Raw genomic sequence first — 21360 nt, 5'->3', positions numbered from 1 at the left:
CAGGTCGCGCATCACCAGCGGCATCGACCAGCCGTCGAGCAGGATGTGGTGGTTGGCCACCACGAAACGCCATTCGTGCTCGCCCACCTGGATCAGGGTGAAGCGGATGAGCGGCGGCTCGGCCAGGTCGAAGCGGGCGTTGCGGTCGGCCTCGACGAGGTCGGCGAACTCGCCGGTTTCGGTGCGGTCGTGTTCGGCCCAGACCACACGGGCGTTGTCGAGGACGATCTGCACGGCGTTGCCGTCGTGATCGGTGACGAACGCGGTGCGCAGCGTCTCGTGCCGGTCGAGCAGGGCCTGGGCGGCGGCACGCAGACGGGTGGCGTCGACATGACCGGTGAGCGTGAGCACCGCCTGGGCGGTGTAGACGTCGACCGAGCTCGCGGCGAGGCGGGCGTGGAAGAACAGGCCGGCCTGCAGTGCGGCCAGCGGCCACACCTGGGTCAGCTCGGGGTAGCGGCGCTCCCAGACGTCGATATCGCGCTGGGTGGCGCGCACGAGCGCGAAGTCGGACGGCGTGTGGCCGCCCGCGTCGGCGGAATTGGCATGCCGGGCAACGGCTTCCAGCGCGGTGACCCACAGGTCGGCGAATTCGCGGACCTCGGCCTCGCCGAGCAGGGTGCTCGGGTAACCGATATTGGCGCTGAGCTTGTCGCCGACGACGATCGCGTTGACATCGAGCGGTGCCATGGCGGGCATGTCGGCGTCGTAGGCGCCGCCGAGGGAGGCCAGCTCCGCGGCCGGGATCCAGCCGAAACCGCGCAGCGCGTCGGGGACATCGCTGTCGGCGACCCGGCCGAGGTAGTTGAAGCTGATCTGGCCGGGCAGCTCGGTGGGCAGCTCGGCGGCGGTGTCGGCGTTCATGTACCGCAGCAGGCCGTACCCGATGCCCTTGTCGGGCACCGAGAGCAGCTGTTCCTTGACCGCCTTCACGGCCTGGCCGATCGCCGGACCACCGGCCAGGGCGGCGTCGAGATCGATGCCGGTCAGGTCGAGGCGCACCGGGAAGATCGCGGTGAACCAGCCGACCGTGCGGGACAGGTCGGCACCGGGCGCGACTTCTTCCTCGCGGCCGTGGCCTTCCAGGCGCACCAGCAGGGCGTCGTTCGCGTCGTCCGACTTGCCGGGGACGCGACGGGTGCGCCACTTGGCGGCGGCCAGCGCGAGCGCGGTGAGCAGACCGTCGTTCACGCCGCCGTGGAACAGGGCGGGCACGGTGGTGAGCAGGGCCTTGGTGACCTCGGCGGACACCTCCACCGGCAGCTTCTCGATCACACCGGAGACGTCGACGGCCGGGTTCATCGGCCGCTCGGTGAGCAGCGGGTCGGGCGTTTCGACGACCTCACGCCAGAAGTCGAGTTCGGCGAGGCGGTCGGGGTCGCGTGCCTCGTCGGCCAGGGCGTGCGCCCAGGCGCGCATGGACGTGGCGGGGGCGACCAGCTCCGGTTGCCGGCCCGAGGACAGCTGACCCCAGGCAGAGACGAAGTCGGGCACCAGGATTCGCCACGACACACCGTCGACGACGAGGTGGTGAGCCACCACGATCAGTCGTCCGGCCCGGCGCGCCGACTTGCTCTCGGTATCGGCGGACGAGCTCGCGGACGCGACCTCGCCGGACCCCTGCGCCGCCGCTGCGGTGCCGGGCAGCGAGATGGTCGGGGTCACCGGCTCGGTGGGCTCCAGCCACACGAAGCGCACGACGACACCGGCGGCGGGATCGAGCCGATCCAGGCTCGCATCGAGTGCGGCCGAAGCGATCTCGAACAGTTCGGCGTCGGAGACGTTCGGGTCGAAGGTGGTGTGGTCGATCAGGGTGTCGGCGTCCACGCTGCCCGCGGGGGCGGTGGTGACGACCCAGCGGCCGCCGACCTGGTGCAGCCGCGAGCGCAGCATGTCGTGGCGGTCGACGACCGCGCCGACGGTTGCCGCGATCCCCGTCCGGTCGATGCCGACGGGCAGCTCGAGGGCCATGGTCTGGTTGAACCGGTCGAACGAACCCGACCGCTCGGCCATGAACCGCACCACCGGGGTCAACGGCATCTCACCGACGCCACCGCCGGGCAGCTCCGCCAGGGTCACGGCGGAAGCCGCTGCCACATCGGCGGTTTCGGCGACCGAGGCCAGACCGGCGACGGTGCGCTGCTCGAACACCTGGCGCGGGGTGAACAGCACGCCGCGAGCCTTGGCCCGGGAGACGAGCTGGATGGAGACGATCGAGTCACCGCCCAGGGCGAAGAACGAGTCGTCCACACCGACGCGCTCCACGCCGAGGACCTCGGCGAACACCTCGGCGATGGTCTGCTCGATCGGGGTGCGCGCGGCCCGGAAGGAGACCTCGGTGGCGAACACCGGCTCCGGCAGGGCCTTGCGGTCGAGCTTGCCGACCGGGGTGAGCGGCACCCGGTCGATCACCATGATCGACGACGGAACCATGTAGGCGGGCAGGCGTTCCTCGACGTGCGCGGTGAGCGCGGCCACGTCGATCGAACGGCCCGGCGCGGCAACGACATACGACACCAGCGAGACGGCGCCCGCGGTGCTCTTGTGGCCGAGGGTGACGGCGAAGTCGACCGTGTCGTGCGAGGCGAGGGCGGAGTCGATCTCGCCCAGTTCGATACGGAAACCGCGGATCTTCACCTGGAAGTCGGAGCGGCCGACGTACTCGACGGTGCGTTCCGGCGTCCAGCGCACGACGTCACCGGTGCGGTACATCCGCTCGCCGGGGACGAACGGGTCGGCGACGAACCGGTCGGCGGTCAGGCCGGGGCGGGCGTGGTAGCCGCGCGCCAGCTGGATGCCCGACAGGTACAGCTCACCCGCGACACCCACCGGAACGGGCTGGAGCTGGGCGTCCAGGATCAGCGAGCGCATGCCGCGCGTGGGTCCACCGATGGTGACCAGTTCACCCGGCACCAGCGCATCGCTGATGTTCGTCATGATCGTGGTCTCGGTCGGACCGTAGCCGTTGTGGAAGGCACGGATTGTGCCGTCCGCCAACGGAACCGCCCACTTCGACACCAGATCGGCGGGCACCGCCTCACCACCGGCGACCAGCACCCGCAGCGAATCCAGGCCGCTCGGGTCGAAGGTCGCCAGGGCGGCGGGGGTGATGAAGGCGTGGGTGACCCGCTCGGCGCGGATCAGTTCGGACAGTTCGTCACCGCCGTACACACCCGGCGGGACGACCACCAGCGCACCACCGCGCGCCAGGGCGAGCAGCAGTTCCAGGATCGACGCGTCGAACGAGGGCGAGGCGAAATGCAGTGCGCGCGTGGACGAATCGAGGTGGTAGCGCTGCGCCTGCTCCTCGCCGAAGTTGGCGAGACCGGCGTGGGTGACCACGACACCCTTGGGCACACCGGTGGAACCGGAGGTGTAGATGACGTAGGCGGGCTGTTCTGGCGTGGTTGCCCGGACCAGCTCGTCGTCGGCGATCGCCGACCCGTCGTAGGACGCCAGATCGAGATCCTCGAGCACCAGCCAGCGCGCGGATTCGGGCAGCCCGTCACGCACGGAGGCGACGGTGAGGCCGAACGGCGAACCGGAGTCGGTGATCATGTGCGCGATGCGGTCGGCCGGGTAGGTCGGGTCGACCGGGACGAACGCGGCACCGGTCTTGGCGACGGCCCAGGCGGCGAACACCGAGTCGGCCGAACGCGGAACGGCGACGGCGACGAGATCTTCGGCGCCGATGCCTTCGGCGATCAGCAAGCGCGCCAAGCGGTTCGAACGTTCGTCGAGTTCGGCGTAGGACAGAGTCGTCCCCTTGAACACGACGGCATCGCCGGTCGGGTTTGCCGCGGCGGCGTCGGCGAGCAGGCTGCGCAGGGTGCGGGCGGGCACCGGCGGTGCGCCGACGCGGAACACCAGGTCGGCCCGTTCGGCGGCGTCGAGCACGTCGATCGCGCCGATGGTCACCGAGGCGTCGGCGGCCACGGCCTCGAGCACACGCTCCCAGCGGGTCGCGATGGTGTCGACCGTCGCCTCGTCGAACAGTTCGGTGGCGTAGTTCAGCGCCAGCGCCATCCCGCCGTGGCCGGGTTCGCCCAGCTCGGACAGGGTGAACTGGAGGTCGAAGCGGGCGACGCTCTCGTCGAGATCGAGCGCCGACACGGCGAGACCGGGCAGTTCCAGGGTGGTGCGGTCCAGGTTCTGGAAGGCCAGCATCACCTGGAACAGCGGGTTGCGGGCCTGCGACCGCTCGGGTGCGAGCAGTTCGACCAGGCGCTCGAACGGCACGTCGGCATTGCCGTAGGCGTCGAGGTCGGTCTTGCGGGCCTGCTCGAGCAGGTCGGTGAACGACTCACCGGGGCGCACACCGGTGCGCAGCACCAGGGTGTTGACGAACATGCCGACTAGGTCGTCGAGGGCCTGCTCACCACGGCCGGCGATGGGGGTGCCGATGGCGATGTCGTCGGAACCGGACAGTCGGGCCAGCAGCACCGCGAGCGCGGTGTGCATGACCATGAACAGCGAGGCACCCTGCCGGCGGGCCACCTCGTCGAGGCGGGCGATCAGCTCGGGCGAGAGCTCGCGGTGCACCGAAGCGCCGCGCAGCGAGGCGACCGCCGGACGCGGACGGTCGAAGGGCAGGGTCAGTTCGTCGGGGACACCGGCGAGCTGACGCTGCCAGTAGGACACCTGACGAGCCATCAGCGAATCGGCGTCGTCCTCGGTGCCGAGGACGGCGCGCTGCCAGACGGCGAAGTCGGCGTACTGCACCGGCAGCGGCGCCCAGCCGGGCGCGGTGCCCTGGGCGCGAGCGGTGTAGGCCAGCATCACGTCGCGGGTCAGCGGGGCGATGGAGAAACCGTCGGCGGCGATGTGGTGGACCACCACGACAAGCACGTGCTCGTGCTCATCGACGCGGAACAGCCGGGCGCGCAACGGAACTTCTTCCGCCACATCGAATCCGGTGGAGACGAACTCGGTGACGGTCTCGAAAAGCTGGTCGGCGGCGACGGTCACCGGGCGCAGATCCAGCGAAATGCGTTCGGCCGCTACGACTTGCTGCACCGGGGTGCCGCCGTGCTCGGGGTAGCGGGTGCGCAGCGATTCGTGCCTGCGCACGAGGTCGGCCAGCGCGAGCGACAGCGCCTCGACGTCGAGGTCGCCGGTGAGGCGGATCGCGACGGGCAGGTTGTAGGCCGAGGAGGTGGTGTCGTACTTGTTGAGGAACCACATCCGCTGCTGGGCGAACGACAGCGGGATCAGTTCGCCGTCGGTGCGTTCGCGGGCGACGAGCGCCGCGCGGGCGGTGCCGCCGGTGTGCGATTCCACCCGGGCCGCGAGGGCTTCCACGGTCGACGCCTCGAACAGGGCACGCACGGGCACCGTCGCACCGAGCGCGGCGCCGATGCGGGCGACGACGCGGGTGGCGATCAGCGAGTTGCCGCCGAGGTCGAAGAAGTCGTCGTCGACGCCGACCCGGTCCAGGCCGAGCACGTCGGCGAACACCGCGGCCACGGTTTCCTGCACCGGGGTGACCGGGGCGCGGAAGGCACGCGCCTGCACGGCCGGGGCGGGCAGGGCGCGGCGGTCGAGTTTGCCGTTGACGGTGAGTGGGATCCACTCGAGCCGCACGAGCGCGGCCGGAACCATATAGGCGGGCAGCTGTTCGGCGGCACCGGTACGCACGGTGTCGAGATCAGGCTCGATGTCGGCGTCGGCGACCACGTAGGCGACGATGCGCTGGTCACCGGGGGTGTCCTCACGCACGATGACCGCCGCCTGCGCGATGCCGGGCTGAGCGAGCACGGCGGCTTCGATCTCACCGAGCTCGATGCGGAAACCACGCACCTTCACCTGGTCGTCGGCGCGGCCGAGGTATTCGAGTTCGCCGAAACGGTTCCAGCGCGCGAGGTCGCCGGAACGGTACAGCCGCGAACCGGCCTGGTTCGGGCCCGCGAGGGGGTTGGCGACGAAGCGAGTGGCGGTCAGATCGGGGCGGCCCAGGTAACCGCGCGCCAATTGCGGTCCCGCGACATACATCTCACCCGCGACACCCACCGGCACCGGGCGCAGACGCGAGTCGAGCACGAACACACTCAGGCCCGCGATGGCCCGGCCGACGACCGAACCGGCCGCCGCCGCGATGGTCTTCGCGTCAAGCGCGCGGAACGACACGTGCACCGTGGTCTCGGTGATGCCGTACATGTTCACCAGCGTCGGCGACGAATCGCCGTGGCGGGCAACCCAATCCGACAGGCGGCGCAACTCGAGCGCCTCACCGCCGAACACCACGTAGCGCAGGGCGAGCGGATCGAGGCCCGGTCCGGCGTTCCGGTCGGCCTCGGCGAGCTGATAGAACGCCGACGGCGTCTGGTTGAGCACCGTCACCTGCTCCACCCGCAGCAGTTCCAGGAACTGCTCGGGCGAACGCGAGGTGTAGTAGTCCACGACGATCAGCGAGCCGCCGAACAGCAGCGGACCCCACAGCTCCCAGACGGAGAAGTCGAAGGCGTAGGAGTGGAACAGCGTCCACACGTCGCGCGGGCCGAAGCCGAAGTCGCGATCGGTATTGGCGAACAGCCGCACCACATTCCGGTGCGCGACGGCGACGCCCTTGGGGCGGCCGGTCGAGCCGGAGGTGTAGATGACGTAGGCGACATTGTCCGGCGACAGCGGCGCGAGGCGATCGGCATCGGTGATGGGCGCGTCGTCGGCGTCCTCCACATTGCCGGTCTCCACGGCGAACCCGTCGAGGACCACCGAGGGCAGGTGCGCGGGCACCGTCACCTGAACGGTGGAGTCGAGCACGACGCTGGTCGGGCGCGAATCCTCGAGCACGTAGGCGATGCGCTCGGCCGGGTAGGTCGGATCGACCGGCACGTAACCGGCACCGGTCTTCACCACCGCGAGCAGGGCGACGACCAGATCCAGCGAACGCGGCAGGATCACCGCGACCAGCGACTCCGGACCAGCACCGTCGTCGATCAGCCTGCGCGCCAGCACATTCGCGCGCCGGTCGAGTTCGGCGTAGGTGAGCGATTCGACGCCGAACTTGGCGGCGATCCGGTCCGGGTAGGCGGCCGCGGCCGCGTCGAACAGGTCGACGAGGGTGGTGTGCCGGTTGCCGAACAGCCCGCGCCGGTAGCCGGCGGGGGTGCTGGCATCGTGCACCACGGGCAGGGCGATGGCGTCGGCGCCCGAGGACACCCAGCGCTGGGCGACATCGCGCTGTTCGGCCTCACCGAGCAGGTCGATGTCACCGACGATCACGTCCGGGTTCTCGGCCACCGTGCGCAGGATGCGGACCAGGCGGTCGCCGAAGGCGGCGACGGTCTCGGCGTCGAACAGATCGGTGGCGTAGTTCCAGGACATGGCGAGCGAGCCGTCGGCGGCCTCCCCGACGGTGAGCTGCACGTCGAACTTCGCTGTGCCCGGGTCGAAATCGACCACGTCGAGGTCGAGACCCGGCAGCGCGACGGTGCCGGTGTCGGCGGCGGTGGCCGCCTCGAAGGTGAGCGCCACCTGGAACAGCGGGTGGTGCGCCTGCGAGCGGGTGGGGCTGAGCACCTCGACGAGCCGTTCGAACGGCACGTCGGCGTTGGCGAAGGCCGACAGGTCGACCTTGCGGACCTGCTCGAGCAGGTCGCCGAAGCGCCCGCCGAGGTCGACCTCGCTGCGCAGCACCAGGGTGTTGACGAACATGCCGACCAGGTCGTCGAGCGAACGCTCGCCACGGCCGGCGATCGGGGTGCCGATGGCGATGTCGGTGCTGTTGGACAGTCTCGCGGCCCAGGTGGCCAGGGCCGCGTGCATCACCATGAACAGGGTGACGCCACGGGCACGGGCGATCTCGGTGAGCGCGCGATGCAGCTCGGCGTCGATCGAGAACCGGTACAGGTCACCGGCATTGGTCGCGATCTCGGGACGCGGCCGGTCGGCGGGCAGTTCGATCTGGTCGGGCAGGTCCCGCAGCTGCTCGGTCCAGTAGGCGAGCTGACCCGCGGCGACCGAATCGGGATCGGACTCCTCGCCGAGCACCTCACGCTGCCACAGCGTGTAGTCGGCGTACTGCACCTCGAGGGGCGCCCACGCGGGCACCTCACCGCGAGCGCGTTCGGTGTAAGCGACCACCACGTCACGCAGCAGCGGACGCAGCGAGAAACCGTCGCCGCTGATGTGGTGCATCACCAGGACGGCGACATGCGTGCGCTCATCGATGCGCAGCAGGCTCGCGCGGAACGGCACCTCGCGGGTGACATCGAACTGCACGCTCGCCAGCTCGACCACGCGGGCGACGACATCCTCGGCGGCGACCGGCTGGGCAGGCAGCGCGAAACGGACCTCGTCGACGGGCAGGATCTGCTGGTAGCCCGCACCCTCGATCTCAGGGTAGAAGGTGCGCAGCGACTCGTGCCGGGCCATCACGTCGGCGATGGCGGATTCCAGTGCGGCCGTGTCGAGTTCACCGGTGAGCCGGACGGCGATCGGAATGTTGTTGACGGCGGTGCGGTTGTCGAAGCGGTTGAGGAACCACATGCGCTGCTGGGCCTGCGACAGCGGGACCAGCTCGGGGCGCGGACGCGGTGCGAGCGGCACGCGCGAGCCCCGGCCGGACGCGGTTTCCACACGGGCCGCGAGCGCGGCGACGGTCGGCGCCTCGAACAGCGCGCGCAGCGGCACCTGGGCGTCGAGCGCCTCCGACAGGCGCGCGGCGACCCGGGTGGCGACCAGCGAGTTGCCGCCGAGTTCGAAGAAGTCGTCGTCGAGACCGACCTGGCCCGCGCCGAGCACCTCGGCGAAGGTGGCGGCGACGATCTGCTGCACCGGGGTGACCGGCGCCTGGAACACCCGCGCGGCGAACACGGGGGCGGGCAGCGCCTTGCGGTCGAGCTTGCCGGAAGCGTTGAGCGGGAAGGCGTTCAGCACCATGAACGCGGCGGGCACCATGTACACCGGCAGTTCGGCCGACAGGGCGGCCTTCGTCGCGTCGGTGTCGACACTCTGCCCGGTCTCCGGGATCACGTAGGCGACCAGCTGGTCGCCGGTGTGCTCGTCGGCGCGCACCACCACGACCGCCTGCGCGATCTGCGGCAGCGCGGTGAGCGCGGACTCGATCTCACCGAGTTCGATACGCAGACCACGCAGCTTCACCTGGAAGTCGGTGCGGCCCAGGTATTCCAGTTCGCCGTCCGGCGTCCAGGTGACGAGGTCACCGGTGCGGTACATACGCTCGCCCGGGGTGAACGGGTCGGCGACGAAGCGGTCCATCGTGAGGTCGGGGCGACCGACGTAGCCGTGGGCCAGCTGCACGCCCGCCAGATACAGCTCACCCGCGACACCGACCGGAACGGGTCGCAGCCGCGAATCCAGCACGTACAGACGGGTGTTGAACACCGGCGCGCCGATCGGCACGGTATCGGTGTCGGCCTCGGTGACCTCGTGGAAGGTCACGTCGACCGCGGCCTCGGTGGGGCCGTACAGGTTGTGCAGCGCGGCACCGGTGAGTTCGCGCAGGCGCTGCGCCGTCGGCGCGGGCAGCGCCTCACCGGAGGCGAACACATTGCGCAGCGAAACACAGTCGGCGGCAAGCGGTTCGGTGACGAACACGGCCATCATCGACGGCACGAAGTGCACCGTGGTGACCTGCTCGGCCACGATCAGCCGGGCCAGGTAGGCCGGGTCGCGATGCCCGTCGGGCTTGGCGACCACCAGGCGCGCACCGACCTGCAGCGGCCAGAAGAACTCCCACACCGACACGTCGAAGGTGGCGGGCGTCTTCTGCAGCACCACGTCGTCGGCGGCCAGACCGTAGGCGGCGTGCATCCACACCAGGCGGTTGACGATGGCCGCGTGGCTCACCGCGACACCCTTGGGGCGACCGGTCGAACCGGAGGTGAAGATGACGTAGGCGGTGTTGCCGGAGCGCAGCGGGCGATGCCGGTCGGCGTCGGTGACCGGCTCGGCCGAGTGGCCGGACAGGTCGAGCCGATCGATGCGCACCTCGCGACCGGCGGCCGCGGGCAGGCTCTCCCCCGACGTCAGCACGCACACCGGCTGGGCGGTGTCGAGGATGTGCTCGATGCGCTCGGCCGGGTGATCAGGATCCAGCGGCACGTACGCGCCACCGGCGGCGGACACGGCGTACATGCCGACCAGCAGGTCGATCGAGCGCCGCATGCCGAGGGCCACATACGATTCCGGGCCGACACCGGCGTCCTTGAGCCAGCGGGCGAGCTTGCGCACGCGGACCGCGAACTCGGCGTAGGACAGACTCGTCCCCTCGAACGTGAGAGCCGTCGCGTCGGGCGTGCGCGCGACCTGCGCCTCGAACAGCGCGTTGAGGGTGGCCGGGTCGTCGTCGCTCGGGGTGCTCAGCGCCGCGTCGACCGCGAACTCGGTGTCGTTCCACCGATCGAGCACCAGCGCGCGCTCGGCATTGTCGAGCAGTTCGATGTCGCCGACGGGCGCGGTCGGATCGGCCACGATCGCACCGAGCACACGCAGCAGGCGGGCGCCGAAGGTGGCGGCGAACGCGGCGTCGAACAGGTCGGTGGCGTAGACGAGTTCGGCGTCGAGGTGGCTGTCGTCGTCGGCCGGGACCTCGCTCAGCGCGAGCTGCAGGTCGAACTTGGCGGTGTGCTGGTCGATGCCCAGCTCCGACACGGTCAGACCGGGCAGTTCCAGGGTGGTGCGGCCCAGGTTCTGGAACGACAGCATCACCTGGAACAGCGGATGCCGCGACTGCGAGCGGGCCGGGTTGAGCACCTCGACGAGGCGCTCGAACGGCACGTCGGCGTGGGCGAAGGCGGCCAGATCGTTCTCGCGCACCTGGCCGAGCAGCTCGGTGAAGGTGACGCCGGGGTCCACCTCGGCGCGCAGCACCAGGGTGTTGACGAACATGCCGACCAGGTCGTCGAGTGCCTGCTGGCCACGACCGGCGACCGGGGTGCCGATGGCGATGTCGGAGGTGCCCGACAGGCGCGCGAGCAGCACGGCGAACGCGCTGTGCACGACCATGAACAGAGTGGTGCTGTGCTCGTGCGCCACGCGGTTGAGGGCGTCGACGAGTTCGCCCGGCACCTCGAAGCGGTGCGTGCCCGCCTGGTAGCTGGCCTGCGCGGGCCGCGACTTGTGGCCCAGGCGCAGCTCGTCGGGCAGGTCGGCCAGCGCGGTGCGCCAGTGGTCGAGCTGCTCGGAGATCAGCGAGGTGGGGTCGTTCTCGTCGCCGAGGACCTCGCGCTGCCACAGCGCGTAGTCCACGTACTGCACGGCGAGCGGCGGCCAGCCGGGCTCGGCGTTGGCGGTGCGGGCGACGTAGGCGGTCATCAGGTCGCGCACCAGCGGGCGCAGCGAGAAACCGTCGGAGGCGATGTGGTGGACCACCATCACCAGCACGTGCTCGCGTTCGCTCAGCTCGTAGACCCGAAGGCGCACCGGCGGATTCGCGGTGACGTCGAAGCCGCGACGGGCGAACTCGTAGAGCGAGGTCGCCATGTCGGTCTCGTCGGCCTCGACCAGTTCCACGTCGGGAATGGCGGCCGCGGCGGCGAGCACCTTCTGGTAGGCGGTGCCGTCGTGGGACGGGAAGACCGTACGCAGCGACTCGTGGCGGGCGATCACGTCGGCGACCGCGCCACGCAACGCGGGGAAGTCGAGCAGGCCCTGCAGGCGCACCGCGACCGGGATGTTGTAGGTGCCGGTGTCCTCGGCGTCGAAGCGGTTGAGGAACCACATGCGCTGCTGTGCCAGCGACAGCGGCGGGTACTCCGGACGCGGACGCGCGGTGAGTTCGGCGCGCAGACCGCTGCCCGCGTGCGATTCCACCCGCGCGGCGAGCGCGCCGACGGTCGGCGCCTCGAACAGGGTGCGCACGCCGACCTCGGCGTCGAGCGCCTTGCTCAGGCGGGCCGCCACCTGGGTGGCGACCAGCGAGTTGCCGCCGAGGGCGAAGAAGTCGTCGTCCACGCCCACGCGCTCGGCGCCGAGCAGGTCGGCGAAGATCTCGGCGACGATCTCCTCGATCGGCGTCGAGGGCGCACGGAACACCTTGGCCTCGAACACCGGCGCGGGCAGCGCCTTGCGATCGAGCTTGCCGGAGGCGTTGAGCGGGAACGCCTCGAGCACGACGAGCGCCGAGGGCACCATGTAGGCGGGCAGCTCGGCGGCGAGCCCGGCCTTGACGGCGGCCACATCGAGAGCCGAGCCCTGCTCGGGCACCACGTAACCCACGAGCTGATCGCCTGCGTGCGCGTCGGCACGGACGACGACGACCGACTGCGCGACGCCGGGCTGGGCCAGCAGCGTCGCCTCGATCTCGCCGAGTTCGATGCGCAGGCCGCGCAGCTTCACCTGGAAGTCGGTGCGGCCCAGGTAGTTCAGTTCACCGTCGCGGGTCCAGGTGACCAGGTCGCCGGTGCGGTACATGCGCGAACCGGCGGGACCGTAGGGGTTGGCGACGAAGCGGTCGGCGGTGAGGTCGGCCCGGTTGAGGTAGCCGACGGCGAGCTGATCGCCCGCCAGGTACAGCTCACCCGCGACACCGGAGGCGACGGGGTGCAGGCGCGAATCCAGCACGAACACCTTGGTGTTCCACACCGGACGGCCGATCGGCACCGACTCCACGTCGGCGTCGACGACCTCGTGATAAGTCACGTCGACGGCGGCCTCGGTGGGGCCGTACAGGTTGTGCAGGCGGGCACCGGTCAGCTCACGCAGGCGCTGCGCGGTGGGCGCGGGCAGCGCCTCACCGGAGGCGAACACCTGACGCATGCGCACCGCGTCGCCGTTGCCGTTGTTGCCGAGGGTCGACACGAACACCGACAGCATCGACGGCACGAAATGCGCTGTGGTGATCGACTGTTCGGCGATGATCTGCGCCAGGTACACCGGGTCGCGGTGACCGTCGGGCTTGGCGACCACCAGGCGCGCACCGGCCTGCAGGGGCCAGAAGAACTCCCACACCGACACGTCGAAGGTGGCGGGGGTCTTCTGCAGCACCGCGTCGGTGTCGTCGATCGGGTACTCGTGCTGCATCCACAGCAGCCGGTTCACGATCGCGGCGTGGTCGACGGCGACACCCTTGGGGCGGCCGGTCGAACCGGAGGTGAAGATCACGTAGGCGGTGTTGCTGTCGCGCAGCGGACGCACCCGCTCGGCGTCGGTGATCGGGGCACCGCTGAAGTCGGCGGGCGCCTCGATGTTCTCGACGGCGTGCACGGTGACGCCCTCGGCCTCGAAACCGTCGCGACGGCTGGTGAGCACCAGCTGCGGCTCCGCGGTCTCGATGATGTGGCCGATGCGGTCGGCGGGCTGATCGGGGTCGAGCGGCACATAGGCCGCGCCCGTCTGCAGCACCGCGTACATGGCGACGACGAGTTCGGTGGAACGCCGGATGGCAAGGGCCACATGCGAACCCGGGCCGACACCGTCGGCGATCAGCCTGCGGGCGATGCGGTTGGCGCGCTCCTGCAGCTCGCGGTAGGTGAGCTGTTCGGCTTCGAAGACCAGCGCGACCGCGTCGGGGGTGCGCTCCACCTGGGCGTCGAACAGCGAGACCAGGGTGGCGTGCGGCACCGTGTGCGCGGTGTCGTTCCAGTCGACCAGGACCTGTGCGTGCTCCTCGGGCGCGAGCAGGTCGATGTCGCCGACCGGCACCTCGGGGTCGGCGACGATCGCGGCGAAGATGTTGTCGAGGCGGCGGGCGAACGCGGCGACTGTCGATTCCTCGAACAGGTCGAGCGCGTAGGAGAACTCGGCCGACATGCCGCCGACCTCACCGTCGGTGTCCTGCACCTCGGTCAGCGTCAGCTGCAGGTCGAACTTGGCCAGCTGGGCGTCGTAGTCGATACCGCTCACCGACAGGCCGGGCAGTTGCAGCGAGGCCTGCTTGGTGTTCTGGAACGACAGCATCACCTGGAACAGCGGGTGCCGTGCCTGCGAACGGGCCGGGTTGAGCACCTCGACGAGCCGCTCGAACGGCACGTCGGCGTGGGCGAAGGCCTGCAGGTCGGTCTCGCGGGCCTGGTCGAGCAGGGTCGCGAAGGCGGTGGCGCCGTCCACCTCGGTGCGCAGCACCAGGGTGTTGACGAACATGCCGACGAGATCGTCGAGCGCCTGGTCGCCACGACCGGCCACCGGGGTGCCGATGGCGATGTCGGACGATCCGCTCGAGCGCGCGAGCAGCACCGCGAGGGCGCTGTGCATCACCATGAACAGCGAGGCGTTGTAGCGGCGGCCCAATTCCATGAGGGCACGCTGGGTTTCGCCCGCGATCACGAAGCTGTAGGTGCCGCCTCGGTAGCTGGCGGCGGGCGGACGCGGGTGGTCGGCGGGGAGCACCAGCTCGTCGGGCAGGTCGGCGAGTTCGCGCTTCCAGTAGTTGATCTCGGAGGAGATCAGCGAGGTCGGGTCGTCCTCGGAGCCGAGCACCTCGCGCTGCCAGAGCGCGTAATCGGCGTACTGGACCGGCAATTCGGCCCAGGTCGGCGCCTCCCAGGAGGTGCGCGCGGCGTAGGCCATGATGACGTCGCGCGAGAGCGGCGCCATCGACCAACCGTCGGCGGAGATGTGGTGCACCACCATGCCGAGCACGTACTCGGAGTCCGAGATCTCGAAAAGCCGTGCGTGCAGCGGTACTTCGCTGGTCACGTCGAAGGCCATCGAGGCCAGGTCGATCAGGTGATCGATCAGGTTTTCCTCGGTGACCCGGTACGGGGTGAGGTCGGGCACGATCTGGGCGGCGTCGAGGACCACCTGCACCGGGCCGGTGCCGGAGTCGGGGAAGACGGTGCGCAGCGACTCGTGCCGGTCGATGACGTCGATGACGGCGACCTGCAGGGCGGCCACGTCGAGGTCGCCGGACAGGCGGATGGCGACCGGGATGTTGTTGACCGCCGAGGCGGTGTCGAAGCGGTTGAGGAACCACATGCGCTGCTGAGCCAGCGACAGCGGCACCTGCTCGGGCCGCTCGCGCGCCACCAGGGCCTTGTGGGCGCCGTCGCCCGCCTGCGATTCCACGCGCGCGGCCAGCGCGGCCACGGTGGACGCCTCGAACAGCATCCGCACCGGAACGCGGGTATCGAGGGCGATGCCGACGCGCGAGACCACCTGGGTGGCGATCAGCGAGTTGCCGCCGAGTTCGAAGAAGTCGTCGTCGACGCCGATGCGCGGCAGATCGAGCACGTCGGCGAAGACCTGCGCGATGATCTGCTCGATCGGCGTTGTGGGAGCACGGAATTCGCGCACCTCGAAGACCGGGGCGGGCAGGGCACGGCGGTCCAGCTTGCCGTTGACGGTCAGCGGGATGGCGTCGAGCTGCACGAACGCCGAGGGGACCATGTAGGCCGGGAGCTGGTCGGCGGCGAACTGGCGGACCTCGTCGAGGTCGAGCTTGTGCGATTCGGCGACGACGTAGGCGACGATGCGCTGACCACCGGGCTGGTCCTCGCGCACGATGACCGCGGCTTGGGCGATCTCCGGGTGCGACAGCACAGCGGCTTCGATCTCGCCGAGTTCGATGCGGAAACCACGCACCTTCACCTGGTCGTCGGCGCGGCCGAGGTATTCGAGCTCGCCGAAACGGTTCCAGCGCGCGAGGTCGCCGGAACGGTAGAGGCGTTCGCCGTCACCCATCGGGCTAGCGACGAACCGGGTGGCGGTCAGGTCCGGGCGGCCGAGGTAGCCACGCGCCAATTGCGGTCCCGCGACATACATCTCACCCGCGACGCCCACCGGCACCGGGCGCAGACGCGAGTCGAGCACATACACGCTCAGACCGGCGATGGCGCGGCCGACGATGGAACCCGAAGCGGCGGCGATGGTTTCGGCATCGAGCGCGCGGTACGACACGTGCACCGTGGTCTCGGTGATGCCGTACATGTTCACCAGCGTCGGCGACGAATCACCGTGGCGAGCAACCCAATCCGACAGACGACGCAGCTCGAGCGCTTCACCGCCGAACACCACGTAGCGCAGGCTCAGCGGCTCGACGCCGGGACCGACATTGCGGTCGGCCTCGGCCAGCTGATAGAAGGCCGACGGGGTCTGGTTGAGTACCGTCACGCGCTCGGTGCGCAGCAGGTCCAGGAACTGCTCCGGGGAGCGCGAGGTGAAGTAGTCGACGACCACCACGGTGCCGCCGAAGAGCAGCGGACCCCACAGCTCCCAGACGGAGAAGTCGAAGGCGTAGGAGTGGAACAGCGTCCACACATCGTCGGGGCCGAAACCGAAATCACGATCGGTGTTCGCGAACAGTCGCACCACATTCCGGTGCGCGACGGCGACGCCCTTGGGGCGACCGGTCGAGCCGGAGGTGTAGATGACGTAGGCGACATTGTCCGGCGACAGCGGCGCGCGGCGGTCGGCGTCGGTGATCGGCGCGCCGTCGGCGTCATCGAGCTCGCCGAGCACCAGCACGGGCAGGTCGTCGGCCAGCTCCACCTCGGAGTCGGCATCGATCACCACACTGGTCGGACGCGAATCCTCGAGCACGTAGGCGATGCGCTCGGCCGGATACGTCGGGTCGACGGGCACGTAACCGGCACCGGTCTTCACCACCGCGAGCAGGGCGACGACCAGATCCAGCGAACGCGGCAGAATCACCGCGACCAACGATTCCGGGCCCGCGCCGTCGATGATCAGCTTGCGCGCCAACGCATTCGCGCGGCAGTCCAGCTCGGCGTAGGTCAGCGACTCCGTGCCGTAGCGGGCCGCGACATTGTCCGGATGGGCCGCGACAGCGGACTCGAACAGGTCGACCAGGGTGGTCGACCGGTCGGCGAACTGCCCGGTGCCACCGTCGGGGGCGAAACCGACCCACTCGCGCGACACATCGAGACGTTCCTGCTCGCCGAGCAGATCGATGTCACCGACGGCCACCGACGGGTCGACGGTGATCGCGCGCAGGATCGACAGCAGCCGGTCGATGAACGACTGCACGGTCTCGGCGTCGAACAGATCGGTCGCGAACTGCGCGACCGCCGCGAGGCCCTGCGGGGCACCACCGCTGCTGTGCTGTTCGGTGATGGTCCACTGCAGGTCGAACTTGGCGATCGCGACCTCGAGCTCGTCGGCGCTGACCGTGAGACCGGGCAGCTCCAGCTCGCCGTGCGCCATCTCCTGGAACGACAGCATCACCTGGAACAGCGGGTGGCGGGCCTGGGAGCGGGTCGGGTTGAGTACGTCGACGAGCCGCTCGAACGGCACATCGGCATTGCCGAACGAGGCCAGGTCGGTGTCGCGGGTACGGGCCAGGAAATCGGCGAACGACAGGCCGGGATCCACGTCGGAACGCAGCACCAGGGTGTTGACGAACATACCGATCAGGTCGTCGAGCGCCTGCTCACCACGACCGGCGATGGGGGTGCCCACCGCGATGTCGCGGGTGTTGGACAGCCGCGACAGCAGCACCGCGAGCGCGGCGTGCAGCACCATGAACAGCGTGACGCCCTTGGCGCGGGCCAGGGCGATCAGGTCCGCGTGCAGGTCGGGGTCGATGTCGAAGGCCAGCTGCGCGCCACGGAAACTCTGCTGCTGCGGGCGGATCCGGTCGGCGGGCAGGTCGAGCTGATCGGGCAGGCCGTCCAGCGCCCGGCGCCAGTAGTCGATCTGACGGGCCGCGATGGACTCCGGGTCCGACTCCGAACCGAGCAGCTCACGCTGCCACAGCGTGTAGTCGCGGTACTGCACCGGCAGCGGTTCCCACGCCGGGGCCAGCCCCGCCGCGCGGGCGAGGTAGGCGGTGGCGACATCGCGGGCCAGCGGGCCGAAGGAGAAACCGTCGGCGGCGATGTGGTGGACGACGAAGGCGACCGCGTATTCCGGTGTGCCATTGGTGGTTCCGCCGGTGACCCGGTAGATCCGCACCCGGATCGGTAGCTCGAGGGTGACATCGAAACCCCTCGAAGCGAAGTCGACCAGCTCGGCGGGCAGCTCGGCCTGATCGATCGAGGACACGGTGATGCCGAGGTCGAACTCGTCGGCGCCGAGTACCCGCTGGAAGCCGCCGTCGGCATCGGGGAAGATCGTGCGCAGCGACTCCTGACGCACCACGACGTCATTGAGCGCCGCGATGAGCGCGTCGACCTCGACACGGCCCTTCATCTGCACCACGAAGGGCAGGTTGTAGGTGGGCGCGGCGGGGTCGAACTGGTTGATGAACCACATCCGCTGCTGAGCCAGCGACAGCGGCACCCGATCCGGATGCTCCTGGGCGACCAGCGGCGGGCGAGACGAGATCTCGGCGGGCGCAACGGCTTCCGCCCGCGCGGCCAGGCCGGCGACGGTCGGGGTCTCGAACAGGGCGCGCACGCCCAGCTGGATGCCGAACGCGGCGCCGATGCGAGCCACGACCTGGGTGGCGACCAGCGAGTTGCCACCGAGTTCGAAGAAATTGTCGTCGGCGCCGACCCGTTCCTGGCTCAGCACATCGGCGAAGATGCCCGCCACGATCTGCTCGGCCGCGGTACGCGGAGCACGGAAATCGCCCGCGGCGGCGGTGAACACCGGCTCGGGCAGGGCCTTGCGGTCGAGCTTGCCGCTGGTGTTGAGCGGGAACGCGTCGAGCACCATGATCGACGCCGGCACCATGTAGCTCGGCAGCTTCTCGGCGACGAACCTGGTCAGGGTCGCCGGGTCGGCGGACTGACCGGGCGCGGGCACCACGTAGGCCACCAGCTGCTGACCGGTCGCGGTGTCGACCACGAGCACCGCCGCCTGGCTGACGCTCGGGTGCGCGAGCAGGTCGGTCTCGATCTCGCCGAGTTCGATGCGCTGACCACGGAACTTCACCTGGAAGTCGGTGCGACCGATGTATTCGAGGACGCCGTCGCTGTTCCAGCGCACCAGGTCACCGGTGCGGTACATGCGCTCGCCGGGGCCACCGACCGGGTTGGCGACGAAGCGGTCCGAGGTCAGGTCGGGGCGGCCGCGGTAGCAGCGGGCCAGCTGACGACCGGCCAGATACAGCTCACCCGGTGCACCGATCGCGGCCGGGCGCAGCCGCGAATCCAGCACGTAGACTTCGACATTCCATTCGGGGATACCGATCGGCACCGTGACGGTGTCGGCTTCGGTTGCCTCCCAATAGGTTACGGAGACGGCGGCCTCGGTGGGACCGTACAGGTTGTGTAGTCCCGCGCTGGAAATGGCGCGCAGACCGGCGGCGGTCTCCGGCGGCAGCGCCTCACCGATCACGAAAACCGCACGCAGACTTTCGCATTGGGCGGCGGTGGCATGGGAGACGAACACGGTGAGCATGGACGGCACGAAATCCGTCACGGTGACGCCGTGGCGTTCGATCATGTCCGCGACATACAGCGGGTCGCGGTGTCCGTCGGGCGAGGCGATGACCAGCTTGGCGCCGACCATCAGCGGCAGGAAGTAACCCCACAGCGACACGTCGAAGGTGGTCGCGGTCTTCTGCAGGTACACGTCGTCGGCGGTCAACCGGTACTCGTCGAGCATCCACAGCTCTTGGTTGACGATCGCGTGATGGGTGACCGCGACGCCCTTGGGACGGCCGGTGGAACCGGAGGTGTAGATGACGTAGGCCGTGTTGTCCGGGCGCAGCGGGGCGAGCCGGTCGGCATCGGACACAGGTGTGGCGTCGAAACCGGTGGTGTCGAGTCGATCGATCTCCACCCGGGCGACATCGGCGGGCAGGTCGAGGTCGTCACGGCTGGTGGTGAGCACGCAGACCGGTGCCGCGGATTCGAGGATGTAGGCGGTGCGGTCGGCCGGATGATCCGGGTCGATCGGCACGTACGCGCCACCGGCGCGCAGCACGGCGTGCATGCCGATCACCAGCTCCAGCGAGCGGCGCATGCCGAGGGCGACGAGGGATTCCGGGCCGACACCGTCGGCGATCAGGAAACGCGCGAGCCGGTTCACCCGGTCGGCGAACTCGGCGTAGGTGAGCGTTTCACCCTCGAAGTCCAGGGCGATGTTGTCGGGGGTGCGCGGGACCTGGGCGTCGAGCAGGGCGGGCAGCGTGGTCGCGGGGACCTCGTGCGCGGAATCGTTCCACTCGGTGAGCGAGCGTTCCAGCTCCTCGGCGCCGGTGACGGGCAGCGCCCACACGCGCAGTTCGGCGTCGGCGGCGAGGAAACGGTCGAAGAACTCGAGGAAGCGGGCGTGGTGGGTGCGCGCTTCCTCGGCCGAATACAGGTTCGGGTTGGTCTCGAAGTCGATGTGGGAGCGGGTGCCGCCGTGCGACTGGTAGAAGTTGACGCCCAGGTCTTCGATGCTGCCGGTGGACAGCACGTTGAGCGTGCCCTCCATGTCACCGAAGCGCAGCTGGTTGTCGAACAGCATGATGTTGACCCACGGGCCGAAGAACTCCGTGGAGACCATGCCGTCGCCCGCCGAATCACGGCGGATGTCCTCGTGCCGGTAACGCTGGTGACGCAGCGCGCCCGACACCTCGGTGGTGACCGAACGCAGCAGCTGGGCGAGGGTGGTGTCGTGTCCGACGCGCAGGCGCAGCGGCACGATATTGGAGGTCGCGCCACCGGAGCGGCGCATGGTCGCGGTGGTGCGGGCGGTGACCGGCAGGCTGAGGATGACGTCCTCGGTGCCGGTGATCTGGGCCAGGTAGGCGGCGAAGCCGGCGATCAGCAGCGGGGCGGCGGTGCTGTCGTGGCGGGTGATGGCGGCGGCGAGCAGGTCGTCCTGGTCCTGCGACAGCGCGGCGCTCGTGATGTCGTTGACCGGCGACGGCGGCGCCGACCGACCGGTGAGGCTGCTGCCCTCTTCCAGGCCCGCCACACGCTGGGCCCAGTGCTCCTTGTCGGACTGGAATCGGGTGCTGTCGCGGTAGGCGATCTCGGACTCGTAGAGCGAGCGCAGATCGGCGGCCTTGTTCGGCGGGGCCGGGATGCCGGTGACCTCGGCGGTGTAGAGCTGTGCCGTGCGGTTGACGAAGTTGTTGGCGCCGAAACCGTCGAGCACGATGTGGTGGACGCGGGCGTACCAGTACCAGCGCTCGTCCTCGAGCTGCAGCGCGGCGGCCTGCACCAGACGGTCGGCGACGATGTCGAGCGGGCGGCTGTACTCGGCGCGCATCCACTCGGCGGCGGCGGCCTCCGGGTCTGCCTCGCCACGCAGATCGACATAGATCAGCGTCGCGTCCTGGGTGGGGTCGATGGTCTGCATCGGCTCGCCGTCGATCTCGACGATGCGCAGCCAGCCCGATTCGAGGTCGGTGGCGGCACCGGCGCTCGCCCGCTCGAGCGCGGCCACATCGAGGCGGCCACGCAGGTCGACGTACTGGGCGATATTGATCGGCACCAGCGGGTCGACGTGCTGCGCGTACCAGATACCCAGCTGTGCGGGCGAGAGCGGGAAGTACTCCGAAGAGCCTCCACGTCCGTCACCAGTTTCGCCGTTTCCGCCGAAATCCAGCCGGTCCAA

1 protein-coding gene (cut by a window edge) is annotated in these 21360 nt (G+C 69.9%); it reads right to left on the bottom strand.

All coding sequences use genetic code 11. The features are described 5' to 3' along the window. On the bottom strand, positions 1–21360 hold the beginning of the coding sequence (locus NI2_RS02145; protein WP_067485284.1) for a non-ribosomal peptide synthetase. 22533 nt of this gene lie to the left of the window's left edge; only the first 21360 of its 43893 coding nucleotides appear in the window; its start codon is at positions 21358–21360; its stop codon lies off the left edge, out of view.

This window comes from Nocardia ignorata NBRC 108230 (genome assembly GCF_001612905.1).
GTDB lineage: Bacteria > Actinomycetota > Actinomycetes > Mycobacteriales > Mycobacteriaceae > Nocardia > Nocardia ignorata.
Note: the sequence above shows the minus strand (reverse complement) of the source record. Positions and strands in the feature narration are given on the sequence as shown.